Genomic DNA, 21,256 nt, shown 5'->3' on the forward strand with positions numbered 1-21,256 from the left:
GCCGACACACCCTAGCGACCGAGACCGACAAACTCGACATGCCAGAACCGGGAAGCCGCGCCGTGCCGGGTTCCGCCTCAGGCGTTGGCCGGTGTCTCCTCCTCCGGTCGAGTGGCCGGAGGCTCGTCCACCGTCCGCTTCGGCCCGGTGAACCAGGACCGCGCCGACGCCAGCCACCAGATGCCGATCGCGCCCACCACGCCCACCAGGGTGATCGGCGCGTAATTAACGGTGCTCCAGGTGAATTCACTGTGCCACGGATACCCGCGGGCGTCGGTGGGCAGGATGAACAGCACGCTGATCAGCGCGATCCAGATCAGCGCGACCGATCCGACCGGGCGGTACCACCGCCCCAGTTGCCATGGACCGGTGCGGAATCGAGCCCCGTGGCGCTGCCGCAGCAGGATCGGGATGCCGTAGGCGATATAGAGCCCGATGGTCGCGATCGAGGTGGCCGCGGCATACGCGGTCGGTGCGTTCGCCGGGGGCACCAGCATCGAGGGAATCAGCAGCACGAACGCGAAGAACGAGATGAACAGCACGGCGTGCACCGGCACCTTCCGCGGGGAAAGCCTCGACCAGAACTTCGACCCGGGCACCGCGCCGTCGCGGGCGAACGCGAACAGCATCCGGGAGGCGGAGGTCACCGAGGCATATCCGCAGAACAATTGCGCGACCGCCGCGACGATCAGCAGCAGCCCCGACCAGAACCCGCTCAGCGAGTTCTCCAGGATGTAGATGACGGGATAACCGCTGTTCTTCTCCGGGTCCAGCGCGTCGTCCAGATTCGGAACGGCGAACGTCACCGCCATGATGAGCAGATATCCGGCGATCGCCGATACGACGATCGTGTTGATGATCCCTTTGGCGGCCATTCGGGACGCGTCGTGCGTTTCCTCCGACATATGCGCCGAAGCGTCGTAGCCGGTGAACGTGTACTGCGCGTGCAGCAGGCCGAGCAGGAAGCTGAACGCGACCCCGCCGAAGCCGATCGCGCTGTTGTCGACGGTCTCGGTGAAGACCCATCCGGCGCTCTGGTGGTGTTGCGCCCCGAATCCGAGGACGACTACGAAAATCGCCACGCCACCGACGTGCCACCACGCGGACACATTGTTGATCACCGCCGACAGATGCGGGCCGAGCGCGTTCAAGGCCGCGTGCAAGATCAGAATGACGGCGAACACCAGGAAGATCGCGGTGCGGTCGGTGCCGATCTCGATCCCGACGACGTTCAGCACGACGGTGGTGAAGATGGCCGCGCCGTAATCGATCGCCGCGGTGACCGCGATCTGTCCGATCAGGTTGAACCATCCGGTGAACCACCCCCACACCGGTCCGCCCAGTTCGGCGGCCCACCAGTACAGCCCGCCCGAGGTGGGGTAGGCGGAGGCCAATTCCGCCATGGCGAGCCCCACGAACAGCACCATGATCGAGACCAGTGGCCATCCCCAGGACATGGTGATCGGGCCGCCGTTCGCCAAACCGATGCCGTAGCTGGCCAACCCGCCGGTCAGGATGGACACGATGGTGAAGCTGATGGCGAAATTGGAGAAGCCCGACCAGGATCTGGCGAGTTCTTGTTTGTAGCCCAGTTCGGCGAGCCGACGTTCGTCGTCGGAAGGAGGTCGGGTGTCGGTCATATCGTGCTCCCGGGTGAAAACGCTGCCCTCATATCGCGTTTGCCAGAAGATCAGTGTGCGGTACCGACCGGTCGACCGCAGGGCAACCACCCAATTCGGGAAACGGCGTCCCCCAGCGCCCGCGCGGGGGACGCCGAACGTAGCGTGAGGGTCATGAGCGAGCGACTGGTGGTCATCGGCGGTGACGCGACGGGCATGTCGGCGGCCTCGCAGGCACGCCGGATGAAGGACGCGAGCGCGCTGGAGATCGTCGTCTTCGAACGCGGCGGGTTCACCTCGTACTCGGCCTGCGGCATTCCGTACTGGGTCGGCGGACACGTCGCCGAGCGGGACGCCCTGATCGCCCGCACACCCGAGGAACACCGCTCCCGCGACATCGACCTGCGGCTGTACACCGAGGTGACCGAGATCGACGTCGACGCGGGCCGAGTGCGCTCCCGCGACCGGCAGACCGGCGCCTCGGCGTGGATGCCCTACGACCACCTGGTGATCGGCACCGGCGCGCGCCCGGTCCGGCCACCGCTGCCCGGTATCGACGCGCAGGGTGTGCACGGAGTGCAGACCCTCGCCGACGGGCAGGCGCTGCTCGAGACGCTGGAGCGAGCGCGCGGTAACCGCGCCGTCGTGGTGGGCGCGGGCTACATCGGCGTGGAGATGGCGGAGGCGCTCATCCGGCGCGGTTACGACGTCACCATGGTCAACCGAGGTCCCGAACCGATGTCCACGCTCGACCCCGACATGGGCGCGCTGGTGCGTGAGGCGATGTGCGGGATGGGCATCAAGGTCGTCGGCGACGCGGCAGTGGCCGGGCTGCGGACCGCCGAGGACGGCCGGGTAGCCGCGGTCGTCACCGATGCCGCGGAATATCCGGCGGACGTCGTGGTGCTGGGCATCGGCGTGCGCCCGGAGACCGAACTGGCCCGCGCCGCCGGACTTCCGCTGGGACAGCACGGGGGGCTGCGGACCGATCTCGCCATGCGGGTGCGCGGACACGAGAACATCTGGGCCGGCGGCGACTGCGTCGAGGTGCTGGATCTGGTCTCGGGCCGGGAACGCCACATTCCGCTCGGCACCCACGCCAACAAACACGGTCAGATCATCGGCGCGAACATCGGCGGGGGGTACGCGATCTTTCCCGGCGTCGTGGGCACCGCGGTCAGCAAGGTCTGCGAACTCGAGGTGGCCCGGACGGGCCTGCGCGAGAAGGACGCCCAGGCGGCCGGTCTGCAATACGTGACCGTCACGGTGGAAGCCACCAACCGGGCGGGCTATTACCCGGACGCGGCGCCGATGACGGTGAAGATGCTCGCCGAGCGTTTCACCGGCCGCCTGCTCGGCGCGCAGATCGTGGGCCGCGACGGCGCGGGCAAACGCGTCGACATCGCGGCGGTCGCGCTGACCGCCCGGATGACCGTCGAGCAGATGACGATGCTCGACCTCGGCTACGCGCCGCCGTTCTCCCCGGTGTGGGACCCGGTTCTGGTGGCCGCGCGCAAAGCCGTCACCGCCGTGCGCGAGCGCGGGTAGCGCGCTCAGGCGCCGAAGAGTTCGAGTAACTCGCTCTTGCCGAACATGGCCGCGGCGTCGCGGGCCGACGGAGTGCCCGCGTCGGGGTCGGCTCCGGCCGCCGTGAGGTGCCGGACGATCTCGGTCTCGCCCTTGAAAACCGCCCCCGCCAGCGGGGTTTGGCCTTTGTCGTTCGCGCGATTCGGGTCGGCCGACCGCTCCAGCAGCGTCGTCACGGCCTCGGTGTGTCCGTGGTAGGCGGCGAGCATGAGCAGCGTGTCGCCCGCGTCGTTGGTGAGGTCGACCGGCACGCCCGCGTCCACGTAGGCGGCCAGCCGCGCGGAGTCACCTCGGCGAGCGAAGTCGAACACCTTGCCGGCCAGTTCGAGCAGTTCCGGATCGATCTCCTCGGCGCTCATCCGCTCACTCCTCTCCCGGGGCGCCCGGCCAGCGCGTTGCCGCAGGCTTTCCCAGTTGTTCCCGCACTATGCGCAGATCGGCGACGAACGCATCGTAGGCCGCGGTGCGGTCGGGCGCGCGCAGCACCGACGACGGGTGCACTGTGGCGATCGCGCGGAACTCCGCTGTCTCGACGACTTCGCCGCGGCGTTCGCTGACCTTGAACGAAGGGCCGAGCAGCGCCTGCGCGGCGATCGCCCCGAGACACACCACCAACCGTGGCCGCAGCAGTCCGAGTTCGGCGTCGAGCCATGCCGAACAGGCGACCACCTCGGTGCGGCCGGGTTGTTTGTGAATTCGTCGTTTGCCGCGCTCGACGAACTTGAAGTGTTTCACCGCGTTGGTCACGTAGACCGCGTCGCGATCGATGCCGACGTCCGCCAGCGCCCGGTCGAGCAGCCGTCCCGCCGGGCCGACGAACGGCTGCCCCGCCACGTCCTCCTGATCGCCGGGTTGCTCACCGATCAGCACGACATCCGCGTCCGGGGGACCCGCACCGAAGACCGTCTGCGTGGCGTGGCGGTAGAGATCGCAGCCACGGCAGTCGCACGCCGCCCGGCGCAGCCGCGCCAAGTCCGCGTCCTCGGGGACGAACATCGCGGCGCCGGGCGCCCTCATCGCTGTTCTCCTCCTGCCCTTCGCGGGGCTGCCACCGCCATTCGCCGACCTCCTCCGCCGACCGATGCCACTGGCGGCTTACCCGTTTCCGTGGCCCTCACGCGCCGGTCGCGAATCTCCCTCCCACGTGCTGAACGGCCGGGCGTGGGTCGGTATAGTCGCCGCGGATGAGTAGTGTCACCGCCACCGCCGCAACGCCGATGTCCCAGAACCGTCGACTCGGGCGTGTGCTTCGGCTGGCGCCGGTCCTCTCGATCGCGTTCTCCGCGTTCTGTCTGCTGACACCGGTCTGGCCGTTCCACACGATCACCGGCGGGTTCATCGATCTGCAGGTGTATCGGCTGGGCGTGGACGCCATGCGGCACGGCGCCGACATGTACGGGCAACTGCCGCAGACCACCATCGGGGCGGGCCTGCCGTTCATCTACCCGCCGTTCGCCGCGCTCGCGCTCGGCCCGTTCGCGATGCTGCCCTGGGACGTGGCCGCACCGAGCTTCTTCGTCTCCTCGGTGGCCGCGCTCGCTCTCACGCTCTATCTGGTGGCGCGGCGGGTATGGCCGCACGAGTCGCAGCGCGGACTCGCGGTCTGGGCCACCGCGTGTGCCGCTCCGTTGGGACTGCTGCTGGAGCCGATCCACTCCACGCTGGACTTCGGTCAGGTCAATCTACTGCTGATGGCCTTGGTCGCGGCGGATTGCCTCACCCACAAGCCGCGCTGGCCCCGGGGCATGCTGATCGGCATCGCCGCCGCGATCAAGCTGACACCCGCGGCGTTCGTGCTCTACTTCCTGGTCCGCCGGGACTACCGTGCCGCCGCGACCGCCGCGGTCACCGGTGCGGCCGCGACGGCGCTGGGCTTCGCGATCCTGCCGAAGGAATCCGTCGAGTACTGGTTCGGCGGTCTCGGCAACGTGTCCGGGCTGAGCGGCTCGGCGTTCCATACCAATCAGTCGATTCAAGCGGTGTTCGCTCGATTCGAAGTGCCGGAGCCCGCCTTCACCGCGATCTGGTTGGTGCTCGGTGCCTTGGTGCTCGCGCTGGTCGTCACCGCGATGCGCCGGGCCGCCGACCTGCCCGCGCTCGCACTGGCCCTCAACGCCGTCTTCACGCTGCTGGTCTCGCCGATCTCCTGGTCGCACCACTGGGTGTGGATCGCGCCCGCGTTGTTCGCGGTCGTCGGGTACGCGACCCGCCTGCCCGTCCGGCGGGCCATCGGTTGGTGGGTGACGTTCGTGGTGACCGCCGCGGTGTTCGTCATCGGCCCGCAGAACTGGCTGCCCGACGGCGAGCATCGGGAGACCGCGTGGACGCCCTGGCAGCACTTCATCGGCAACACCTACGTCTGGTTCAGCGTGGTGCTCGTCGTGCTATTCCTGATCAGCAGCAGGCGCAGCGCCGCTCGGGTCGCGAACCCGTTGCCGGACGAACCGGTTCACGCGTCCGCTGCCGCGCCCTCGGCGCTGACCGCACGCTGAGTCGGCTAGCGGCGGCTACTCTCGCCGCGTCAGCCCATGCCTGGCGCGGACGGCGCGACGAAAAGGAAGCTCTTCTCCTCGACGCGCTTCTTGATACGCCACTGTCCGTCCGCGCGGACGAACGTGTCCAGGTACCACAGTCCGCACAGCATCATCGTCGGCGGCCCGTCACCGCCGGAGACCAGCATCGGGTTGTGGCACATCGTCCGCCCGGTTGCCGTGTCACCGTCGACCGTGATGGACGAGTTGCTGATCAGATGTTGGAAGGCCGGGAAGTTCGGGAGGACCGAGGCGAGGAATTCCTTCGTTGCCGCCAGATCGCCTACCGAGCCGCCCATGGCCGAGTAGTCGATGTGCGCGTCGGGGGTGAACACCTCGTCCAGCAGGTCCCACTGCCGAGTGTCGACCGCGTGCGAATATCGCACCATGAGGTCTTCGATCTCGAGTCGATCCGAAATCTCCTGCAACGACAGCATGCCTGCCTCCGATTGACGTCGATACCCGGTAGATGCCACCAGGATCCGGCGTGCGAGGCAAGGGGCCGTGTGGTTACGTCCGGTGCGGCAGGATGTTCAGAACCAGCGTGAGCCCCGCCACAATGCTCACGCAGGCCACCAGGGTGGTGAACGCGGACTGGGTGATCGTCGCAATGCCGATGGAAAAGGCAAGGCACGTGGCTAAAGCGAGCGCGCCGGTTCCCGGTTCCACACCGGCGATCCGGGTTGGTCGGTGATCCGTCATAGCTATGTAATACCCCGAGCGCGCCGTTACGAAACCGTGATAGATAGTCGGTCTTCCGGCGCGGGCGTGTTCGCAGGTCAGGCGTCTCCAGCGCGGCTCCGGCCGACGGGCGTACAGTACGTACGTACGGTTTGGTAGCGCGTCTCGGAGTGGCCGATGTGGGATCCCCAGCAGTACCTCGCGTTCGACGACCACCGGTCCCGGCCCTTCTTCGACCTGCTGTCCCGGGTCACGGCGGCCCGGCCGCGGGAAGTAGTGGATCTGGGCTGCGGTCCCGGGCATCTCACGGCCGTTCTCGCGCGGCGCTGGCCCGAGGCGATCGTGCGAGCACTCGACTCCTCGCCGGAGATGGTCACGGCCGCGCGTGAGCGCGGCGTCGATGCGACGCTCGGCGCGGTGCAAGAGTGGCAGCCGGGCCCGGAGACCGATGTCGTCATGTGCAACGCCGTCCTCCACTGGGTGCCCGGCCACCCCGACCTGCTGGCGCGGTGGATGCGCGCGCTGTCCTCGGGCGCGTTCCTGGCCGTCCAGGTGCCCGGCAACTTCGACGCGCCCTCCCACCGGGCGATCCGTCGAGTGGCCGCCCGCGACGAGTGGCGCGACCGTCTCGGCCGAGCGGGCATTCTCGAACCGCGAGCGGTGCTCGATCCCGCCGGATACGCCGACCTGCTCGCCGCCGCGGGTGCGGCTGTCGACGCCTGGGAGACGACCTACTTGCAGCGCCTGACCGGTGACGATCCGGTGCTCGAGTGGGTCTCCGGCACGGCGCTGCGGCCCGTGCGCGGCGCGCTCGACGAGCCGCGGTGGCGGGAGTTCACCGCGCAACTCGCTCCGCTGCTGCGCGGCGCCTACCCCCGGCGCGCCGACGGCACGACCTGGCTGCCGTTCCGGCGGGTCTTCGTCGTCGCCCGGAAGCGGTAGCCGACGCGTCGGAGGCCGCGGACGAGACCGGACAATCAGATGTCCGCGTCCGGCGTTCGAGCTGCTCGCCGCGCAGGCCCGGCTGTCCATGCTCTCCTCGGTGCGCCGGGCGTCAATGGGCTTGCTCGTGTGCGGTGGACAGCAGCCGGTCGACGCGGTCGCGTAGTGCGCCGGACACGGCGGGAATGCCGATCGACGGGAGCTGCGCGGCTACGTTGGCGGCGAGAACCCGCAGCTTGATGTTGGTTTCCTGGGATCGACCGCGCAGAATGGCGAACGCTTCGTCGGCATCGAGGCCATAGACCAGCATCACCGCGCCCTTGGCTTGTTCGATCACCGCCCGGGCGGCTACCGGATCGAGATCCCCGGCTGCTGTGCCGTCACCGTCGTCGCTCACAGTGACGCACTACCCGCCCGCGGCGGTCTGACACGGCCTCGCGGCGGGAGGAACGACGACACCGCGGATGTCCTAGGCCCTGCGGGAGGGTTGACGCGGGCCGCGCGGATCGCGATACTTCGAACGTCATATCGATTGCGTATAACTCGTCCTGCGGAAACGCGATGGAGACAGATCAATGATGATCCATACGGCAGTCGAAGCATTTCTTCTGGCTCAGGTGGACGACCCGGTCCCCGAAGCTCCGCCGAACTCGGAAAAAATTCTCCAGCTGTTCCGGTATTTCACCTGGTTCGTGATTCTTTCGGGTGTCACCGGAATCGCCTACGCAGGCGGAAGATTCGCCTGGGAGAAGTGGAACGGCGGTCCGCTCGCGTCGGCGAAAATGGTCGCGGGCGGCATGCTCGGCGGCGTCATCGCCACCAGTGCGGGAACGATCATGAACGCGCTGATCGGGTGAGCCGGCCCGCGCGGTGTGGCGGGAGCGGCGATCCGTCCGTGGCCGCGGTTATTCGGTGACCTCCAGTTCCACCAATTGACCTGGCGTGAAAGACTTCTCGCGCCGATTGGTCTCCACGCCGAAAACCGCGACCACGAGGTCGCCGCCCGGCTGGACCACTCCCGCTTGGGTGAGGGTGCCGTACCCGACGACGGATTCGCCGACATGATCGGCGAGTTCCGCCGCGGGAATTCGAATTGTCCTGCTCACGGGGCACCTCTATCGAGTCGAAGTGTCACTGGCTGCTGTGTGACTGTTCGCAGGAATCGATCCTAATCCGAGAAAGCGGACGCAGAACCCTTCGGTCGCCACCGACACGCAGCGCGCCGACCCCGCAGCCGCAAACTCCGTCGTCAAAGCGTAATTCGGTGCGCCATAACGATTTACCCTCGCGGCCTTGACCGGTTCGTGACCAGCGCGAGCGCGCCGGCGACCTGGGCCTGGAAGTGCGGGCATTCGCGAAAGTCCTCGGAGGCGCAATCGAGAGCGTGCGAGACGGTCTCCAGCGCGGCGGTGGCCGCGGCGATGCGGCGGACGAGCCGAGCGCGGTGCGCACGCAACAGCTCACGGCGAGCGGCCCGGTCGGACGCCCCGGCGAACAGCGCGGCGAGTTCCTCCAGCGACAAACCCACTTGCTTGCCGAGAAGGATCATCGCCACGGTCTCCGCGTCGTCGTCGTGATATCGACGCCGGCCCGCGCCGTCCCGCCGGGGGGCGAGCAATCCCACCTCCTCCCAGTGCCGCAGCACGTGGGGGGCCAGACCGAAGCGCGCCGCGAGTTCACCGATGGACATGTCACCGCCCGCCATACCCGCACTCTAGGCGGCGCGGGCGGTGAGCCGCACGTACAGCCCGATCGGATGCCACCGCGGACGTACCGGCTCTCGCCGTACCGTCGCGGCCTCGAACGACCGGCGCAACGCGCTCTGCGCGGCCGCCGAGCGCACGAACCGGAAATCGTAGATCGCCGCGGTGCCGCCGGGGCGCAGCACGCGTGCCAGCTCGATGCTCGCGCGGTCGACCTCCGGCCACTCGTGCATGCTGAGGCTCGAGACGACCACGTCGAAGCCGGCGTCGGGGTAGGGCAGCGCGGCGACGTCACCCACCGAGAGCTCCGCCGCGCCACCGGGTAGCGCCGCATCGGCGAGCTCGATCATGTGCGGTGACAGGTCCACGCCGTGCAGCCGCAGGTCCGGTCGTCGAGAATGGATCTGCGCCAGCAGTTTTCCCGGTCCGGTCCCGACGTCGAGTATCCCCGCGCCCGGTCGCGCCACGGCGTCGATGTCGGCGGCGATCCGCCGGTACAGACCGCCGAGCAGGCGAGCAGCCCGCTGGTCGTAGTCTCGGCTCTGCTTTTCTCCGAACGTTGTCATGTTTTCCTCTCTCGCAGTGCGTTCAGCTTGCGAGTTGAGGTCGACCTGAAGTCAAGGAAAAGCGAGCCCGCGGTCTCCTGCGCGCAGGTTACGGCTGTGCCGGGTACTTCTGCTCGAGCCACTGCTCGAACGTAGGGCCGGCTATGATCGCGCCCGGCCCGGCCAAGAGCGCACCACCGGCCAGCAATTCGTGATCCGGGTCGCCCGTGTCGACGATCTCTTCCACCCGAGCCGGTTCGCCCCGCAGGGCGGCCACCTCGGCTACGGCCGCGGCAAGATCGAACTCCTCCGGCCCGGCTATCTCGACGCGCTCGGGCGCAGTCTCCGCGACGGCCAGTTGCGCCAGATGCTCGGCGACAGTTCGCGCGGCGACGAGCTGAGCCCGGTACTTCGGGACGTAAGCGGTGTCGCCGCGAGTGGTCCAGTCGAGCATCATCTCGGTGAATTCGTGGAACTGGGCCGCGCGGAGGATGCGCACGGGCACCGGACCTTCGCGGTAGGCGTTCTCCTGGGCGAGTTTTCCGGCGTAGTGCCCGGCGGTGAAAGAATCGATGCCGATGATGGAGACCACCGCGATCCGGCGCACCCCGGCGGCGGCCGCCGCATGTTGCACGTTGCGCGCGATGGTGCGGAAGAAATCGGTCACCGCATGGGTCTCGGTGGTCGTGGCGTTCACCGCGTCGATCACGACATCCGCCCCGGTCAGCGCCCCCGCCAAACCGTCTGCGGTGTAGACGTCCACGCCGGCCGCCCGGCTGATCCGCACGACCTCGTGACCCTGGTTCGCCAAGACGTCGATCACGTCCCGGCCGATCCGCCCGCTTGCACCGATGACCGCTATCCGCATCGCCTACTCCTTCGTCTCGTTGGTTCATCGAGTGGACGAAGCGGCGAGGCGGGGTGTGACACAAGGGGCGTGCGTCACAGAGCCGCCGCGACGGTCGATCCACGTGCGGCGGCAACTACTGTGCTGTGCCTCCCTACTTCGATTCGTGCTGGAGCCGGCGGGAGATCGCCGGTTGTCGAGATGGGAAGAGGGCCTCGGGCCGAGGAGTGCGACCCGCCTCGCCTCGGCGCGGCCGCACACCAGGCGCTGTCAGATGCACCAGACGACGCTGCCGAGCGGGAAGCAGAGTACGACGGAGCCCCAAACCGGCGTCGCCAGATCCGATGGCGTTTCGGCGGAAGCGGCGGGAGCCGCGAGGACACCCACGGAAACGGCCATTGCGGTCGCGGCGAGAACTTTCGTGATTCTGGTGGTCATTATGCATCCTTTGGCTCGAGTGAAATTTATCTCTGACTCACGGATTTCATGCTTCACCTTAAGGGCGGTGAACGCCAGGCAAAGAAATGTCAAGGTCCCCGGCGTTGCGTAACAGGAAGATCACCATTGGTGCTTTTTTCGGGGTAGTGGACCCGAATTTCGGTCCGAAACAGACCGAAAGATTTCTAGGTCCCTATGTTGCGCCCTAATTGTGCACGCCCATGAACATACGCGGAGGTTTGCACAATGGAGACCGGCGTTGCCAGGTGGTGGCGTGTGCGCGATGGTCTCCGGTCGGTGCGGCTGCTGCGGTCGGCGTCGGTGGACGGCTCATCGGCGAAGGGTCGACGCTTGATAACGGGGATCGTTACGTGACCGATGCGGCCCACGCCCCTGCCGTACCGTTTCAGCCCCGGGGTCCACCCCGGTTCGATGCCGTCGCCGCCAGAAGCCGGAACTCTCGGTCGGTGGGTCGGTGGCCCGCATTGCGACACTTCCCACTGGCGGTGAGCCGTGCCCGAAATCGTACGGTTGCGCGACCCTAAACTGAGACAATGGTGCAGCCAACGCCCTGGCAGTCGAAGGAAACTCCAGACGGCCAGCCCGCCAAGCAGAACTGGGCGGAGAGGGGCGCCGTACCGGCAAAGGCGATTTCGGTCGCGCTGCGCGGGTATTGGGGCTATGTTTGGGCCGCGGTCGGAAGCCTCGTGACGCTGATTTTGCTGTTCCAGCCGTGGATGACCGCGCGCGGCGCGGATGGCAGCGTGAGCACCAACGCGTTCGGCCGGATGCAGATCACCACACGATTCATGAACGTCTGGTCCCGCTCGGGCCCGCGTCCTGCCCAGATCACCGGCTTCTGGGCACTGCTGGCCTGTGCCGCCATCGTCATCACGATTCTGGTGGTCGTGATCAACCTGCGTCTGCGCCTCGTCGCCCTCAGTCGGCTTGCGACGCTGTCCTCGCTGGTCTCCGCGCTGCTCGTGTTGTTCACCGTGCTGTACATCAACAGCAAGGGCGGTGACCTGAAGGCCATGGTCGGACGCCGTACGGATCTCGGCGGCCAGATCGGATCGCTGATGAGCTGGGCGTTCGGCAACGGCAGGCTCGTCGTGCCGGGAATCGGGCAGGTCGCGTACTCGTCGGCGGGTCTGACGCCATGGGCGTTGATCGCCGGCGCGACGTCGCTCAGCTCGGCGGTGGCCGCGCTCGCCCAGTGGATCCGCAACAGATCAGGCGGTCTTTTCACTGTCCCGTGGCGTGTCCAGGTCATTTCATCGAAGCCATCGGCCGAACCCGAAGACACGGAATAACCGTCGGCCCTCGGCGGCAGCCGAGCCGTCCCGCGATTCCTCCTCTTGCGCACGACGGGCCCGGGGAGTACCCCGGATACCAGGAGGTGTTCGATGCCGTCCGCACCCCGGTTCCCGACGCGGACAGAAGAAGTCATCGTGCCGTCGGAAAACGCCCGACCGGCCGGGATACTGGCCGTGCCACCGGGCAGCACCGCCCTGATCGCCTTCGCGCACGGCAGCGGCAGCGGCAGGCGAAGTCCGCGAAACCGGTTCGTCGCCGATGAACTGAACCGGGCGGGGTTCGCGACGATGCTGGTCGATCTGCTGACCGCCGAGGAGGAGGGCGACCGCGCGCGCGTCTTCGACATCCCGCTGCTGGCACATCGCCTTGTCGAGGTGACCCACTGGTTACGGACGCGGCCGGACGTCGGCGGCCTGCCGACCGGATATTTCGGGGCGAGCACCGGCGCGGGCGCCGCACTGTGGGCGGCGACGGAACCGGGGACCGAGATCGCGGCGGTCGTCTCCCGGGGCGGTCGACCGGACCTGGCGGGTCCGCGCCTGGGGTCGGTCCGCGCACCGACGCTGCTCATCGTGGGCGGTGACGACAAGTGGGTGCTGGAGGTCAACCGGGAGTCACAGCTACGGATGCCGTGTCCGAGCGAACTGGACATCGTCCCTGGCGCGACACATCTGTTCGAGGAACCCGGCGCACTCGAACAAGTCGCCGACCTGGCGGTCCAGTGGTTCCACCGCCATCTCACCGTCGTGCTGCACTGACCACCACCGGCAGACCGTCGGATCGGGGCGCTACGCGGGTGCCGAAGCCACGGCTGATGTCCTCGATCTTCTCGCACAACCAGCGGGATTCGCTGCGCGGAGCCCATTCCAGGCGCATGTGCCGCACGCGCAGCGGAATCAGCCGGACCTCCGCCGAGCCGGTGTCGAGTGATACCAGATACAACGGATGCAGGTCGGCGCGGTAGCGCTCGTGGCCGCGGATGCCTTCGTAGTCGTCGATGACGTCGCCGCACCCGTACAGGATCGGTTTGCCGCGGTAGATCTCGATCGGGCGCGGATGATGGGCGGAGTGCCCGTGCACCACGTCGACTCCGGCGTCGATCAATCGATGCGCGAACTGTATTTCGGTTCGCGTGACTTCGTAACCCCAGTTCGGTCCCCAGTGCACGGAGACGATGCCGATATCGTTGTCGCGCTTGTGTGCCGCCACCTCGGCCGCGACATCCTCGGCGGCCGCGGCCCCGGGAGAGTAGCCCACTCGCCACAGCCCCGGCCGGTTGTCGCGTGCCGACCAGGATTCCGGCACCCCGCTCGACCCGGCGGCGACCGAGACGATCACCACGCGGCGACCATCGGCGAGTTCCACCGTGGCGGGCGCACGGGCACCCGCCAGGTCCGCCCCGGCCCCGGCGCGGCCGATATTCGCCGCGTCGAGCGCCGCGAGGGTGTCGGCCATCCCGGGAATCCCGAAATCGAGGACGTGATTGTTGGCCAGCGCGCAGACCACCGGTGCGATCGCGGTCAACGCGGGCATGTTGTCCGGATGCATCCGGTAGTGGATGCCTTTCGCGGGCGCGAACGCGCCGTCCGCGGTGATCGAGGTCTCCAGATTCAGCAACCGCACCTCGGGGGCGATCCGGGCGAGGATGGGCAAAACATCACCCCACAGTTGCCCGTAGTCGACCGGATGGGTGAACTCGCCGTACGCGCGTTCGGCCAACTCGACGTAGGTTCGCGCGTCGTTGACATATCGTTCGCGCAGCCTCGGGTTGCCGGGGTGCGGCAAGATCTGGTCCACACCCCGCCCCAGCATGACGTCGCCGCCCAGCAGCACGGTCGCCATATAGACCATTCTCGATCATCGCGATGGCGATGTGAACGCGTGCTCGTCGACTTTCACGTGCCGGTTCCGGCTGCCGAAGGGTGCTGTGACTTCTTGTAGACGAACTCTTGCCGCTTGCGGCGGAATTCGTTCCGGTCGAGAAAGATGTCCTGCGCCATTCGCCGCAGCTCGGCGGCCTCGACGGAATTCAGGTCGATCGAGCGAGTTCGCTTCGCGGCCATGATCGCCGCCCACCTGGCCGGATGGGCGCATTCGCCGGCGAGTTCCGCCACCCATTCGCCGAATCGCCCGCTCGGCGCCACCGCGTCGATCATGCCGAGGTCGACGGCGCCTGCCGCGTCGAGGGGCTGACACTCGTTCAGCAGCCGACGAGCGGATGCGCTGCCCACCCGCCTCGGCAGGGTGTAGGTGTGGAACTCCGAGCCCGACAATCCGATCGTCCGGTAGTGCGGGTTGAACACCACCGCTTCGGTGGCGACAACCAGATCAGCGCTCGAGGCGAGCATGACACCGCCCGCGCCGGCATTGCGGGACACCGCGGCCACGGTGACCTGGGTGGAACAGGTCAGGATCGCCCGGCAGAGCTTGTTGATGGCCAGCAGGTTGCGCCATGTCTCGCCCTCGGGATCGCCGGACCATTCCACCGCGTTCAGATCGATGCCGTTGCTGAAGTACGGGCCGGTGTTCGCGAGCACGAGCACCTTGGTGTCCCGCGCCGCCGCGTCGGTGAACGCCGCGAGCAACCGGTCGCATCGGGCGGTGTCCATAGCACCGTTGTAGAAGTCGAAGTCGAGGTATCCGATGTCGCCCTCGCGCCGATACCGGATGTCCCGACATGGGCCGGTCCGCTCGCACGGTATCGCATGCACCGGGAATCCGGCCGCGGCCAGGACCCGAATCGCTGGTCCCTTACACGACGGCCGGTCACCGGTGTGGGGCTGCAGGCGGCCGATCCAAAGGCTCGCGTCGCCGCAGGCGACTTCGATGGCTTGGTCACTGCGGCCGATCACCGCGCCCGGCGGCGCCTGGGGATCGACCTGTCCCAGGAAGGCGTCGTAGACGAGCACCGGTGCGCCGCCGATGATCGCCCCCGCCCCGGGTGAGCCGTCGCACGCGTGCACGAGGCTCAGTATCTCGACGGCGTCGTCGCTCCAGCGGATCGCGCGGTCGTTTCGACGCATCGCGGGCCGGGTCCGGGCATGGGCCACGGGCCGCGGTGCCTCGGCCTGCGGAATGGGGGAGCGGGCCGCGCCTGCGGCTTTGTCGAGCGCCTCGAGCAGGCACTCGATCGCGGCGTCCGCGACCACGGTGTTGTAGACGGCGGACTTACGTTCGGCCGGTAACGGGAACACCCTGGTGGACCAGATCGGCCCGGCGTCCATTTCCTCGACCGCGGTCAGTGCCGTGACGCCCCACAAGGGTTGGCGTTCAATGATCGCCCAGTCCAGGGAATGAGGGCCGCGGTCGCCCACCGGTCCGGGATGAACGATGATGCACGTCCATTTCGAATGGACGTCGGCGGGTATTTTCGTCGTCAGGTAGGGGCAGACGACGATATCGAAGCCGTTCGATTCGACCGCCGCGCGGATATCTGTTGCGCAATGCACGATTTCGGTCCGGGTGGGGCGTCCGGACCGGCGAATCGCGAGCGCGGCCCGTTGGGTCAGGCCATTGTTCGCACTGGCGAGAATCAGTACTCGCTGTGTCATCGTCGGGTCTTCCGGGCCCGCCTCGCCGGGTGGATCACCTGCTGGACATCGAGAGCAGCTGTTGCGGGTCCTCGGCATAGACGGTGGCGATGACGTTCGCTCGCGCGGCGAGATCCCGGGCGAGGTCACGGATCTCGTCCGATGTGTTCGGGTCGGTGTCGATCCGGGCCAGTAGATCACGGGTGTGGATCGCCGTTGTCTGCGCGCAGCGCCGCAGGCGGGCTTTCGCGACGGTATCCAGCGCGACCGGACTGAGGTAGCGCTGAATGTGCTCACCACGGTCGGTGACCTGGTTGACGACCGGTTCGGTCGCCGCGTCGGTGAGCCATCGTTCCGCGTCGGCCGTGATCTCGAAGACGAGATCGTGGTCTCGGATGTCGGTGGGATTCGCGGATGTGGTCAGCAGGGCCATGCTCGCTCGCCCGATCGCCAGGAACCCGCTCATCGCGTGCGCGAGCAGGACATGCGGGTTTGCGGTGGGCAACTGATGTAGACGTTGCCCGACGACGGTGACCCAGCAGGCGAGGTGTTCGGCTCCGGTGTCGATCGACGTCGCAGTCGGCATAGCGCGACAATACGCCGTTACACGGGTGAGACATACGAAGAAACGCTGGAAGTTCGCCAGATGTCGTCGATCGCAGGAAGGAAAGGGTTCGGCCGACCGCTGAGTCCGCTTGTCGCGGGGCGGAACCAGCGTCTCGCCGGTCCCGGCATTCGAGTCTCCGCCGGACAGCGGCCCTGCGCGTTCCGCGGTGTGGCAGGGAGTCCCGGAGCGGTCGCGGGCTATCGCGGCGAGATGATGGCAGTGCTCCGCCGATGGGGTTAACTGCGATTGTGCCCGTTGCCGTCTGCCGAAAGAGTCGGCCGCTGTTCACGAATCGACATGTGCACGTGCATCCCGAAAACGACTTCGTCTGCCGTTCGCGGCACTTCGATGTATGACCTGAGCCCGGGGCCGCCGAGGTCGGATGCGGCGAGAAACCGCGACAGTGAGCCGATGGCGCTCAGGAGACCAGACGGGCCTGATAGACGCTCGCGAGGTCGCGCAGGGCGGTGGCCCCGTCGCCGGCGAAACTCGAACCGTGCATGATCGCCAACGTGGTCGGCGCCAACCCGGCGAGCCGATTGAGGGCGGCGGGCACGGCGGGCCCCAGCGACGTGGGATGAAAGACGTCCTCCGCGACGCCCGCCCGATCCACCAGATCCGATGAGGTCAGCGCTGGTCCGTTGCCGAGTTGAGTCATCAGATCGCCGCAGAACAGCACGCCGGTGGTCTCCTCGTAGAGCACCCGCGCCTCCCAGTTGTGCGGCGCATGCGGGGTGTCCAGATGCCGAATTCGACGGCCGCCGAGATCGATCACCTCGCCGTCGGACAACCGGCGTGGCAGCCGGTCGGCGAGATCGTCGAGCGAGACGAGGCATCCGACCAAGCCGTGGGCCACCTGGGCGTGCGGCGCGGCGGCGAGGAAGAGGTTCATCGCGCCGCACTCGTCGGCTTCCACATGTCCGAACGTGATCCAGCGCAACCGCTCCACCGGCATGATTCGCGTGATCTCCGTGGACACCACCGGGAACAGCGCGCGCATGCCGCAGTGGAACAGCAACGGTTCCTCGGCGTCGAGAAGGAATTGGTTGAACGTGAAGCCGGTGGGCCCCACCTCCGGAATGAAGGTGGAGATGCGGTAGATCTTCTCGGCTATCTCGTCGGTGTGGGTTTCCATGGGAAGTCCCTGGTCGAAGTGGTCCCCCCATTGTCGTAGATCGCCTGCCGCCATGCGGCAAATTCCTGGTTCTCCCGGGGCAACCGGATCGACAGCTGTGATGTCGTCGCAGATGTGGTCGTCACGCAAGTGGTGGACCGGCGGCTGTACGGTGGCGGGACCCTCGACCGTGTGACCTGCGCGCTCGTGATGGCACTCGGAAGCCAGCTGCTAGCTGATGGGGGCTTCCTCGGTCGGGTGGTGCTGAGTGGATCGGCGGGCGAACGTTTCGGCCGAGCTTCAGCGCATTTCCCGCTATCCGAGACTCATCCTATGATTTTAAAGAGGATAGTAGTACTCTAAACCATCTACCTGCAGTTTCACTATGTGAGATTCGGGCGCCCTCCGGGTGATGCTCGAATCTATCCAGCGAGGAGTGTCGCGTGCTGGAAATCGACCACTTCAGCCACGGGTGGCTCACACCCATCGTCGCCTATGTCATGTCGTTCACCGGTTCATTGCTGGGATTGCGATGCATGGCCAGGTCTCGCAGCGGTTCCGCCCGCGACGGCTGGTTGCTCGCCGCGGCGGTCGCGATCGGCGGCACCGGGATCTGGGTCATGCACTTCATCGCGATGCTGGGTTTCGCCATCGACGGCGCATCGATCCGGTACGACGTCCCGATCACCCTGATCAGCGCGCTGATCGCGATCGCGGTGGTCTGGATCGGACTGCGCATCGCCCATCAGCGGACGCTGGGGCCACTGGCGCTGTTCTCCGGCGGCGCGATCACCGGTCTCGGTGTCGGCGCGATGCACTACGCGGGCATGTACGCGATGAAATCCGACGCGATGATCGGCTACGACGGACGGATCGTCGCGTTGTCCATGGTGATCGCCGTTGTCGCGGCGACCGCCGCGTTGTGGTTCACGTTGCACGTCCGAGGCACGGTCGCCACCGTCGGTGCGGCGCTGGTGATGGGTGTCGCGGTGTCGGGCATGCACTACACGGGCATGTTCGCGATGCATGTCCACGAAACCCAGCACATGCATCCACCGTCCGGGGCGGGAGCGACGCAGTTGCTCACCCCGCTGATTGTGAGCATCAGCCTGGTTACCGTGCTGCTACTGCTCCATCTCGGCGTCACCGAGGTAGACGACGAGAACACTTATGTCCCGCAGGGCAGGCATGCCGACAGTTACTGGCCGACTCGCGACTGAACGAACCGTGCGGTCTCCTGTCGGCGGTCCTGTCGGGTGACGTATCAGTTGCCGCCGGGAGCGGACCTGCCGCGTACGGGTGCGGCGAAGTTTTCGCTGCCGGATGCGGGGTAAGCGCGCCGAGAGCCGGTTGCCGAGATGACCGGCCGCTCCCAGCCGAAGCAGGAGGTTGCGATGCGTATCGGGTACAAACTGGCGGCCGAGGCTTTCGGCCCGAACGAGCTTGTCCGCCAAGCCGTCAGGGCCGAAGCGGCCGGGTTCGACTTCGTCGAGATCAGCGACCACTTCCATCCCTGGCTGGACAACCAGGGGCATTCGCCGTTCGCCTGGACCGTGCTCGGAGCGATCGCGGCGAAGACCGAGCGGATCGAGCTCGCGACCGGCGTGACCTGCCCCATCCTGCGATATCACCCCGCGATCATCGCGCAGGCCGCGGCCACTCTGGCGATCATGTCCGATGACCGTTTCACCCTCGGTGTCGGTTCGGGCGAACGTCTCAACGAACATGTCGTCGGCCGTGAGTTCCCGCCCGTGCGTATCCGGCAGCGGATGCTTCGCGAGGCCCTCGAGATCATCCGTTTGCTATGGAGCGGGGGCTACCAGTCCTACGACGGTGAGTTCCTGACCGTTTCCGAGGCTCGCGTCTTCGACCTGCCCGAGACGCTCCCGCCGATCGCCGTCGCCGGTGGCGGGCCGGACGCGGCGCGGATCGCCGCCGAACTCGGTGACGGCCTGTTCGCCACCGAACCGAAGCCCGAGCTCGTCGACAGCTATCGCGCGGCGGGCGGCACGGGCCCCCGATACGCGGAGGTCGGCATGGCGTGGGCTCCCGACGAGGAGACGGCCGCGAAGGCGGTGCTCGATACGACGCGCTGGGCGGTGACGGGATGGAAGGTGATGAGCGAGTTGCCGAACCCGGTCAATTTCGCCGCCGCGACGACCACCGTCCGCTTGGAGGACATTCTCGACAACTTCGCCTGCGGTCCGGACCCGGCCCGGTACCTCGAGGCCGCGAAACAGTACACCGACGCGGGCTTCGACCACCTCGTGATGCAGAACGCGGGCCCCGACCCGGACGGCTTCCTGGACTTCTACCGCCGTGAACTCGACAAGCCGCTCCGGGCTCTGACGCCGAGCGCCTGAGCTCGAGGATCCGGCCGCGTCGTTCGCGGCACCGGCGCTGCGGCGAGGGTGTACCCGGGGCAGCTCGTGGACCGTAGTCGTAGTCGGGCCGAGGGAAGCTCGGTGGTCGCGAACATGAGAGCGCTCGTCGGAGCATGGAGGCAGTCGCTCCAGCGCCCTGTCGAACGGATGGTCAGCGCGCGCCGAGGAGCTTCCCGAGCAGCCCTGTGAGCTGTTCGCGTTCCTCCGGTTCGAGGGCGGCGAACGTGCGGTCGAGGAAGCCGGGAACCGCTCGTTCGGCGTCCGCCAAGGCCTGCCTGCCGGCCTCGGTGATCGTGACCGCGTAGGCCCGGCGGTCGGCAGGGTCCCGTTCGCGCCGGACGAAGCCCGAGGCCTCGAGATCGTCGGCGATGCCGACCATCACGCTGCGGTCGATGCGCAGTTCCTCGCTGAGCACGCGCTGCGAGCGCGGGCCCACATCCGCCAGCATCTTCAGCACCAGGTGCTGGCCCACGCCCAAGCCTTGCTCCTGGGCGTGCGCTTCGGCCGCGCGGGCGACGGCGGATGACACGCGGCACAGGGCGATATCGGGCCGCTGCGCGGCGAGCCTCGAAAGGTACTGCGCCCGCGCCTGATCGGTCCTTGTCGGCATTCCCGCAGCCTAGCAGACCATCTCACACAAGATGATTTGACGCCAGACGATCGGTGACCGTACCGTCCGAGATGATCTGTGCAGAAACTATCTTCTGAGAGATGGATGGTTGCGATGTCGTTGAACCTGTCCGCGGACGAAGTCCTGTCCACCACGCGAGCCGTGCGCAAACGGCTCGACTTCACCAGGCCCGTACCGCGCGGGCTGATCGAGGAATGTGTCGACCTGGCGACGCAGGCTCCGACCGGACGAAACCGTCAGCGCTGGCACTTCCTCGTCGTCACCGACGACGCGCGGCGCCGCGCCGTCGCCGACATCTTCCGCCGCGCCGTCCATATCGCGGGTGGCCGGCCGCTCACGCCCGCCGACCTGCGTCGTATGTCGGCGCATCCCGGGTCCATGCGACGGATCGGAGAAGGGTTCCAGTACCTCTACGACAACGTTCACCGCGTGCCGGCCTTCGTGATTCCCGCCGTCGAAGGCCGCACCGACCACGCGGGCGTGCTCGAACAGGCCATGACCTGGGGCTCGATCCTCCCTGCCGTCTGGAGTTTTATGCTCGCCGCCCGAGCCCGCGGGCTCGGCACGGTCTGGACCACCGCCCACGCACCGCTGGAACGGGAACTCGCCGCCGTGCTCGGCGTTCCCTACGAGAAGGTCATGCTGGCGGCGTTCATCCCGCTCGCGTTCACCATCGGCACCGATTTCCGGCCCGCGAAACGGGTCGACCGCGCGCAGGTCCTGCACTGGGACAAGTGGTGACCTCGCCCGCGCGATCAGGTTGCGCGCTCGGCCGTCCGG

At 67.5% G+C, this 21,256-nt stretch carries 24 protein-coding genes and 1 pseudogene; 9 read left to right on the forward strand and 16 right to left on the reverse strand.

The features are described 5' to 3' along the window. Positions 1–77: 77 nt before the first annotated feature. A complete protein-coding gene (locus ACZ6DL_RS27405; protein WP_466055361.1) occupies positions 78–1,640 on the reverse strand; it encodes an amino acid permease in 1,563 nt (520 codons plus the stop codon). 153 nt (positions 1,641–1,793) lie between these two features. On the opposite strand from ACZ6DL_RS27405, the gene ACZ6DL_RS27410 reads away from it, so the two are divergent. Beyond that, complete coding sequence (locus tag ACZ6DL_RS27410) at positions 1,794–3,167, forward strand: FAD-dependent oxidoreductase (RefSeq protein WP_466055363.1); 1,374 nt, start codon at positions 1,794–1,796, stop codon at positions 3,165–3,167. 5 nt (positions 3,168–3,172) lie between these two features. Here ACZ6DL_RS27410 and ACZ6DL_RS27415 read toward each other — a convergent pair whose 3' ends face one another. Both ACZ6DL_RS27415 and ACZ6DL_RS27420 read right to left on the reverse strand, forming a co-directional pair. Further along, complete coding sequence (locus ACZ6DL_RS27415; protein WP_466055365.1) at positions 3,173–3,565, reverse strand: ankyrin repeat domain-containing protein; 393 nt, start codon at positions 3,563–3,565, stop codon at positions 3,173–3,175. 4 nt (positions 3,566–3,569) lie between these two features. Further along, entirely contained in the window at positions 3,570–4,223 is a 654-nt protein-coding gene (locus ACZ6DL_RS27420; protein WP_466055367.1) for a UdgX family uracil-DNA binding protein, read from the reverse strand. A gap of 167 nt (positions 4,224–4,390) precedes the next feature. Here ACZ6DL_RS27420 and ACZ6DL_RS27425 point away from each other — a divergent pair, with 167 nt between their 5' ends. Continuing rightward, positions 4,391–5,698, forward strand: a complete 1,308-nt coding sequence (locus ACZ6DL_RS27425) for a glycosyltransferase 87 family protein (protein ID WP_466055369.1) — start codon at positions 4,391–4,393, stop codon at positions 5,696–5,698. Positions 5,699–5,727: 29 nt separating this feature from the next. Here ACZ6DL_RS27425 and ACZ6DL_RS27430 read toward each other — a convergent pair whose 3' ends face one another. Beyond that, positions 5,728–6,174, reverse strand: coding sequence for a nuclear transport factor 2 family protein (locus ACZ6DL_RS27430; protein ID WP_357120476.1), 447 nt, complete (start codon positions 6,172–6,174; stop codon positions 5,728–5,730). A gap of 73 nt (positions 6,175–6,247) precedes the next feature. After that, positions 6,248–6,439: a hypothetical protein gene (locus tag ACZ6DL_RS27435; RefSeq protein WP_466055371.1), complete on the reverse strand. Its 192-nt coding sequence runs from the start codon at positions 6,437–6,439 to the stop codon at positions 6,248–6,250. A 156-nt stretch (positions 6,440–6,595) separates the two neighbouring features. On the opposite strand from ACZ6DL_RS27435, the gene ACZ6DL_RS27440 reads away from it, so the two are divergent. After that, positions 6,596–7,360 carry a trans-aconitate 2-methyltransferase gene (locus tag ACZ6DL_RS27440; protein WP_466055373.1) on the forward strand — a complete coding sequence of 255 codons (765 nt, stop codon included), beginning with the start codon at positions 6,596–6,598 and terminating at the stop codon, positions 7,358–7,360. A 112-nt stretch (positions 7,361–7,472) separates the two neighbouring features. Here ACZ6DL_RS27440 and ACZ6DL_RS27445 read toward each other — a convergent pair whose 3' ends face one another. Further along, a complete protein-coding gene (locus ACZ6DL_RS27445) occupies positions 7,473–7,757 on the reverse strand; it encodes an ANTAR domain-containing protein (protein WP_466055375.1) in 285 nt (94 codons plus the stop codon). A gap of 181 nt (positions 7,758–7,938) precedes the next feature. Between ACZ6DL_RS27445 and ACZ6DL_RS27450 the strand changes: the two genes are divergently transcribed. Next, on the forward strand, positions 7,939–8,217 hold the full coding sequence (locus ACZ6DL_RS27450) for a hypothetical protein (RefSeq protein WP_040866913.1): 279 nt from the start codon (positions 7,939–7,941) through the stop codon (positions 8,215–8,217). 48 nt (positions 8,218–8,265) lie between these two features. On the opposite strand, the gene ACZ6DL_RS27455 is transcribed toward ACZ6DL_RS27450, so the two are convergent. The 5 genes from ACZ6DL_RS27455 to ACZ6DL_RS27475 all read right to left on the reverse strand — a co-directional run bounded on the left by ACZ6DL_RS27455 (position 8,266) and on the right by ACZ6DL_RS27475 (position 10,893). Further along, positions 8,266–8,466, reverse strand: a complete 201-nt coding sequence (locus ACZ6DL_RS27455) for a hypothetical protein (protein WP_040866820.1) — start codon at positions 8,464–8,466, stop codon at positions 8,266–8,268. Between the two features lie 173 nt (positions 8,467–8,639). Then, on the reverse strand, positions 8,640–9,065 hold the full coding sequence (locus ACZ6DL_RS27460; protein WP_466055378.1) for a MerR family transcriptional regulator: 426 nt from the start codon (positions 9,063–9,065) through the stop codon (positions 8,640–8,642). 9 nt (positions 9,066–9,074) lie between these two features. Beyond that, on the reverse strand, positions 9,075–9,629 hold the full coding sequence (locus tag ACZ6DL_RS27465) for a class I SAM-dependent methyltransferase (RefSeq protein ID WP_466055380.1): 555 nt from the start codon (positions 9,627–9,629) through the stop codon (positions 9,075–9,077). 88 nt (positions 9,630–9,717) lie between these two features. Continuing rightward, complete coding sequence (locus tag ACZ6DL_RS27470; RefSeq protein WP_466055382.1) at positions 9,718–10,476, reverse strand: SDR family oxidoreductase; 759 nt, start codon at positions 10,474–10,476, stop codon at positions 9,718–9,720. Between the two features lie 249 nt (positions 10,477–10,725). Then, on the reverse strand, positions 10,726–10,893 hold the full coding sequence (locus ACZ6DL_RS27475; protein WP_169332575.1) for a hypothetical protein: 168 nt from the start codon (positions 10,891–10,893) through the stop codon (positions 10,726–10,728). A 554-nt stretch (positions 10,894–11,447) separates the two neighbouring features. On the opposite strand from ACZ6DL_RS27475, the gene ACZ6DL_RS27480 reads away from it, so the two are divergent. Both ACZ6DL_RS27480 and ACZ6DL_RS27485 read left to right on the forward strand, forming a co-directional pair. Next, positions 11,448–12,206 carry a hypothetical protein gene (locus ACZ6DL_RS27480; RefSeq protein ID WP_466055383.1) on the forward strand — a complete coding sequence of 253 codons (759 nt, stop codon included), beginning with the start codon at positions 11,448–11,450 and terminating at the stop codon, positions 12,204–12,206. A gap of 120 nt (positions 12,207–12,326) precedes the next feature. Continuing rightward, positions 12,327–12,968, forward strand: a pseudogene (locus ACZ6DL_RS27485) (dienelactone hydrolase family protein); the annotation flags it as partial. Here ACZ6DL_RS27485 and ACZ6DL_RS27490 read toward each other — a convergent pair. The 4 genes from ACZ6DL_RS27490 to ACZ6DL_RS27505 form a co-directional block, all read right to left on the reverse strand. Further along, the gene (locus ACZ6DL_RS27490; protein ID WP_466055385.1) at positions 12,949–14,052 is read right to left on the reverse strand and encodes a CapA family protein; all 1,104 of its coding nucleotides are present in this window, start codon (positions 14,050–14,052) and stop codon (positions 12,949–12,951) included. The pseudogene ACZ6DL_RS27485 and the gene ACZ6DL_RS27490 overlap by 20 nt on opposite strands. Positions 14,053–14,105: 53 nt before the next feature. Then, complete coding sequence (locus ACZ6DL_RS27495; protein ID WP_466055386.1) at positions 14,106–15,761, reverse strand: enoyl-CoA hydratase-related protein; 1,656 nt, start codon at positions 15,759–15,761, stop codon at positions 14,106–14,108. A 34-nt stretch (positions 15,762–15,795) separates the two neighbouring features. Next, entirely contained in the window at positions 15,796–16,326 is a 531-nt protein-coding gene (locus ACZ6DL_RS27500) for a hypothetical protein (protein WP_466055388.1), read from the reverse strand. Positions 16,327–16,765: 439 nt separating this feature from the next. Then, positions 16,766–17,482 (reverse strand): oxygen-binding di-iron domain-containing protein, encoded by a 717-nt coding sequence (locus ACZ6DL_RS27505; RefSeq protein ID WP_466055390.1) that lies wholly within the window; start codon positions 17,480–17,482, stop codon positions 16,766–16,768. 422 nt (positions 17,483–17,904) lie between these two features. On the opposite strand from ACZ6DL_RS27505, the gene ACZ6DL_RS27510 reads away from it, so the two are divergent. Then, positions 17,905–18,681, forward strand: a complete 777-nt coding sequence (locus ACZ6DL_RS27510; protein ID WP_466055392.1) for an MHYT domain-containing protein — start codon at positions 17,905–17,907, stop codon at positions 18,679–18,681. A gap of 174 nt (positions 18,682–18,855) precedes the next feature. Further along, a complete protein-coding gene (locus ACZ6DL_RS27515) occupies positions 18,856–19,824 on the forward strand; it encodes a TIGR03557 family F420-dependent LLM class oxidoreductase (RefSeq protein ID WP_466055393.1) in 969 nt (322 codons plus the stop codon). 172 nt (positions 19,825–19,996) lie between these two features. Here ACZ6DL_RS27515 and ACZ6DL_RS27520 read toward each other — a convergent pair whose 3' ends face one another. Next, entirely contained in the window at positions 19,997–20,455 is a 459-nt protein-coding gene (locus ACZ6DL_RS27520; protein ID WP_466055395.1) for a MarR family winged helix-turn-helix transcriptional regulator, read from the reverse strand. Positions 20,456–20,569: 114 nt separating this feature from the next. Here ACZ6DL_RS27520 and ACZ6DL_RS27525 point away from each other — a divergent pair, with 114 nt between their 5' ends. Continuing rightward, positions 20,570–21,217, forward strand: coding sequence for a nitroreductase family protein (locus ACZ6DL_RS27525; protein ID WP_466055397.1), 648 nt, complete (start codon positions 20,570–20,572; stop codon positions 21,215–21,217). Positions 21,218–21,256 lie beyond the last annotated feature (39 nt).

Source organism: Nocardia sp. NPDC041819 (genome assembly GCF_055590505.1).

Bases quoted from the DNA above. Each gene is read 5' to 3' on its own strand.
- ACZ6DL_RS27505 (WP_466055390.1), bottom strand. From the start codon at position 17,482: ATGGAAACCCACACCGACGAGATAGCCGAGAAGATCTACCGCATCTCC.
- ACZ6DL_RS27420 (WP_466055367.1), bottom strand. From the start codon at position 4,223: ATGAGGGCGCCCGGCGCCGCGATGTTCGTCCCCGAGGACGCGGACTTG.
- ACZ6DL_RS27410 (WP_466055363.1), top strand. From the start codon at position 1,794: ATGAGCGAGCGACTGGTGGTCATCGGCGGTGACGCGACGGGCATGTCG.
- ACZ6DL_RS27440 (WP_466055373.1), top strand. From the start codon at position 6,596: ATGTGGGATCCCCAGCAGTACCTCGCGTTCGACGACCACCGGTCCCGG.
- ACZ6DL_RS27490 (WP_466055385.1), bottom strand. From the start codon at position 14,052: ATGGCGACCGTGCTGCTGGGCGGCGACGTCATGCTGGGGCGGGGTGTG.
- ACZ6DL_RS27500 (WP_466055388.1), bottom strand. From the start codon at position 16,326: ATGCCGACTGCGACGTCGATCGACACCGGAGCCGAACACCTCGCCTGC.
- ACZ6DL_RS27480 (WP_466055383.1), top strand. From the start codon at position 11,448: ATGGTGCAGCCAACGCCCTGGCAGTCGAAGGAAACTCCAGACGGCCAG.
- ACZ6DL_RS27425 (WP_466055369.1), top strand. From the start codon at position 4,391: ATGAGTAGTGTCACCGCCACCGCCGCAACGCCGATGTCCCAGAACCGT.
- ACZ6DL_RS27450 (WP_040866913.1), top strand. From the start codon at position 7,939: ATGATCCATACGGCAGTCGAAGCATTTCTTCTGGCTCAGGTGGACGAC.
- ACZ6DL_RS27470 (WP_466055382.1), bottom strand. From the start codon at position 10,476: ATGCGGATAGCGGTCATCGGTGCAAGCGGGCGGATCGGCCGGGACGTG.
- ACZ6DL_RS27495 (WP_466055386.1), bottom strand. From the start codon at position 15,761: ATGACACAGCGAGTACTGATTCTCGCCAGTGCGAACAATGGCCTGACC.
- ACZ6DL_RS27430 (WP_357120476.1), bottom strand. From the start codon at position 6,174: ATGCTGTCGTTGCAGGAGATTTCGGATCGACTCGAGATCGAAGACCTC.
- ACZ6DL_RS27405 (WP_466055361.1), bottom strand. From the start codon at position 1,640: ATGACCGACACCCGACCTCCTTCCGACGACGAACGTCGGCTCGCCGAA.
- ACZ6DL_RS27475 (WP_169332575.1), bottom strand. From the start codon at position 10,893: ATGACCACCAGAATCACGAAAGTTCTCGCCGCGACCGCAATGGCCGTT.
- ACZ6DL_RS27435 (WP_466055371.1), bottom strand. From the start codon at position 6,439: ATGACGGATCACCGACCAACCCGGATCGCCGGTGTGGAACCGGGAACC.
- ACZ6DL_RS27415 (WP_466055365.1), bottom strand. From the start codon at position 3,565: ATGAGCGCCGAGGAGATCGATCCGGAACTGCTCGAACTGGCCGGCAAG.
- ACZ6DL_RS27465 (WP_466055380.1), bottom strand. From the start codon at position 9,629: ATGACAACGTTCGGAGAAAAGCAGAGCCGAGACTACGACCAGCGGGCT.
- ACZ6DL_RS27525 (WP_466055397.1), top strand. From the start codon at position 20,570: ATGTCGTTGAACCTGTCCGCGGACGAAGTCCTGTCCACCACGCGAGCC.
- ACZ6DL_RS27520 (WP_466055395.1), bottom strand. From the start codon at position 20,455: ATGCCGACAAGGACCGATCAGGCGCGGGCGCAGTACCTTTCGAGGCTC.
- ACZ6DL_RS27460 (WP_466055378.1), bottom strand. From the start codon at position 9,065: ATGGCGGGCGGTGACATGTCCATCGGTGAACTCGCGGCGCGCTTCGGT.
- ACZ6DL_RS27515 (WP_466055393.1), top strand. From the start codon at position 18,856: ATGCGTATCGGGTACAAACTGGCGGCCGAGGCTTTCGGCCCGAACGAG.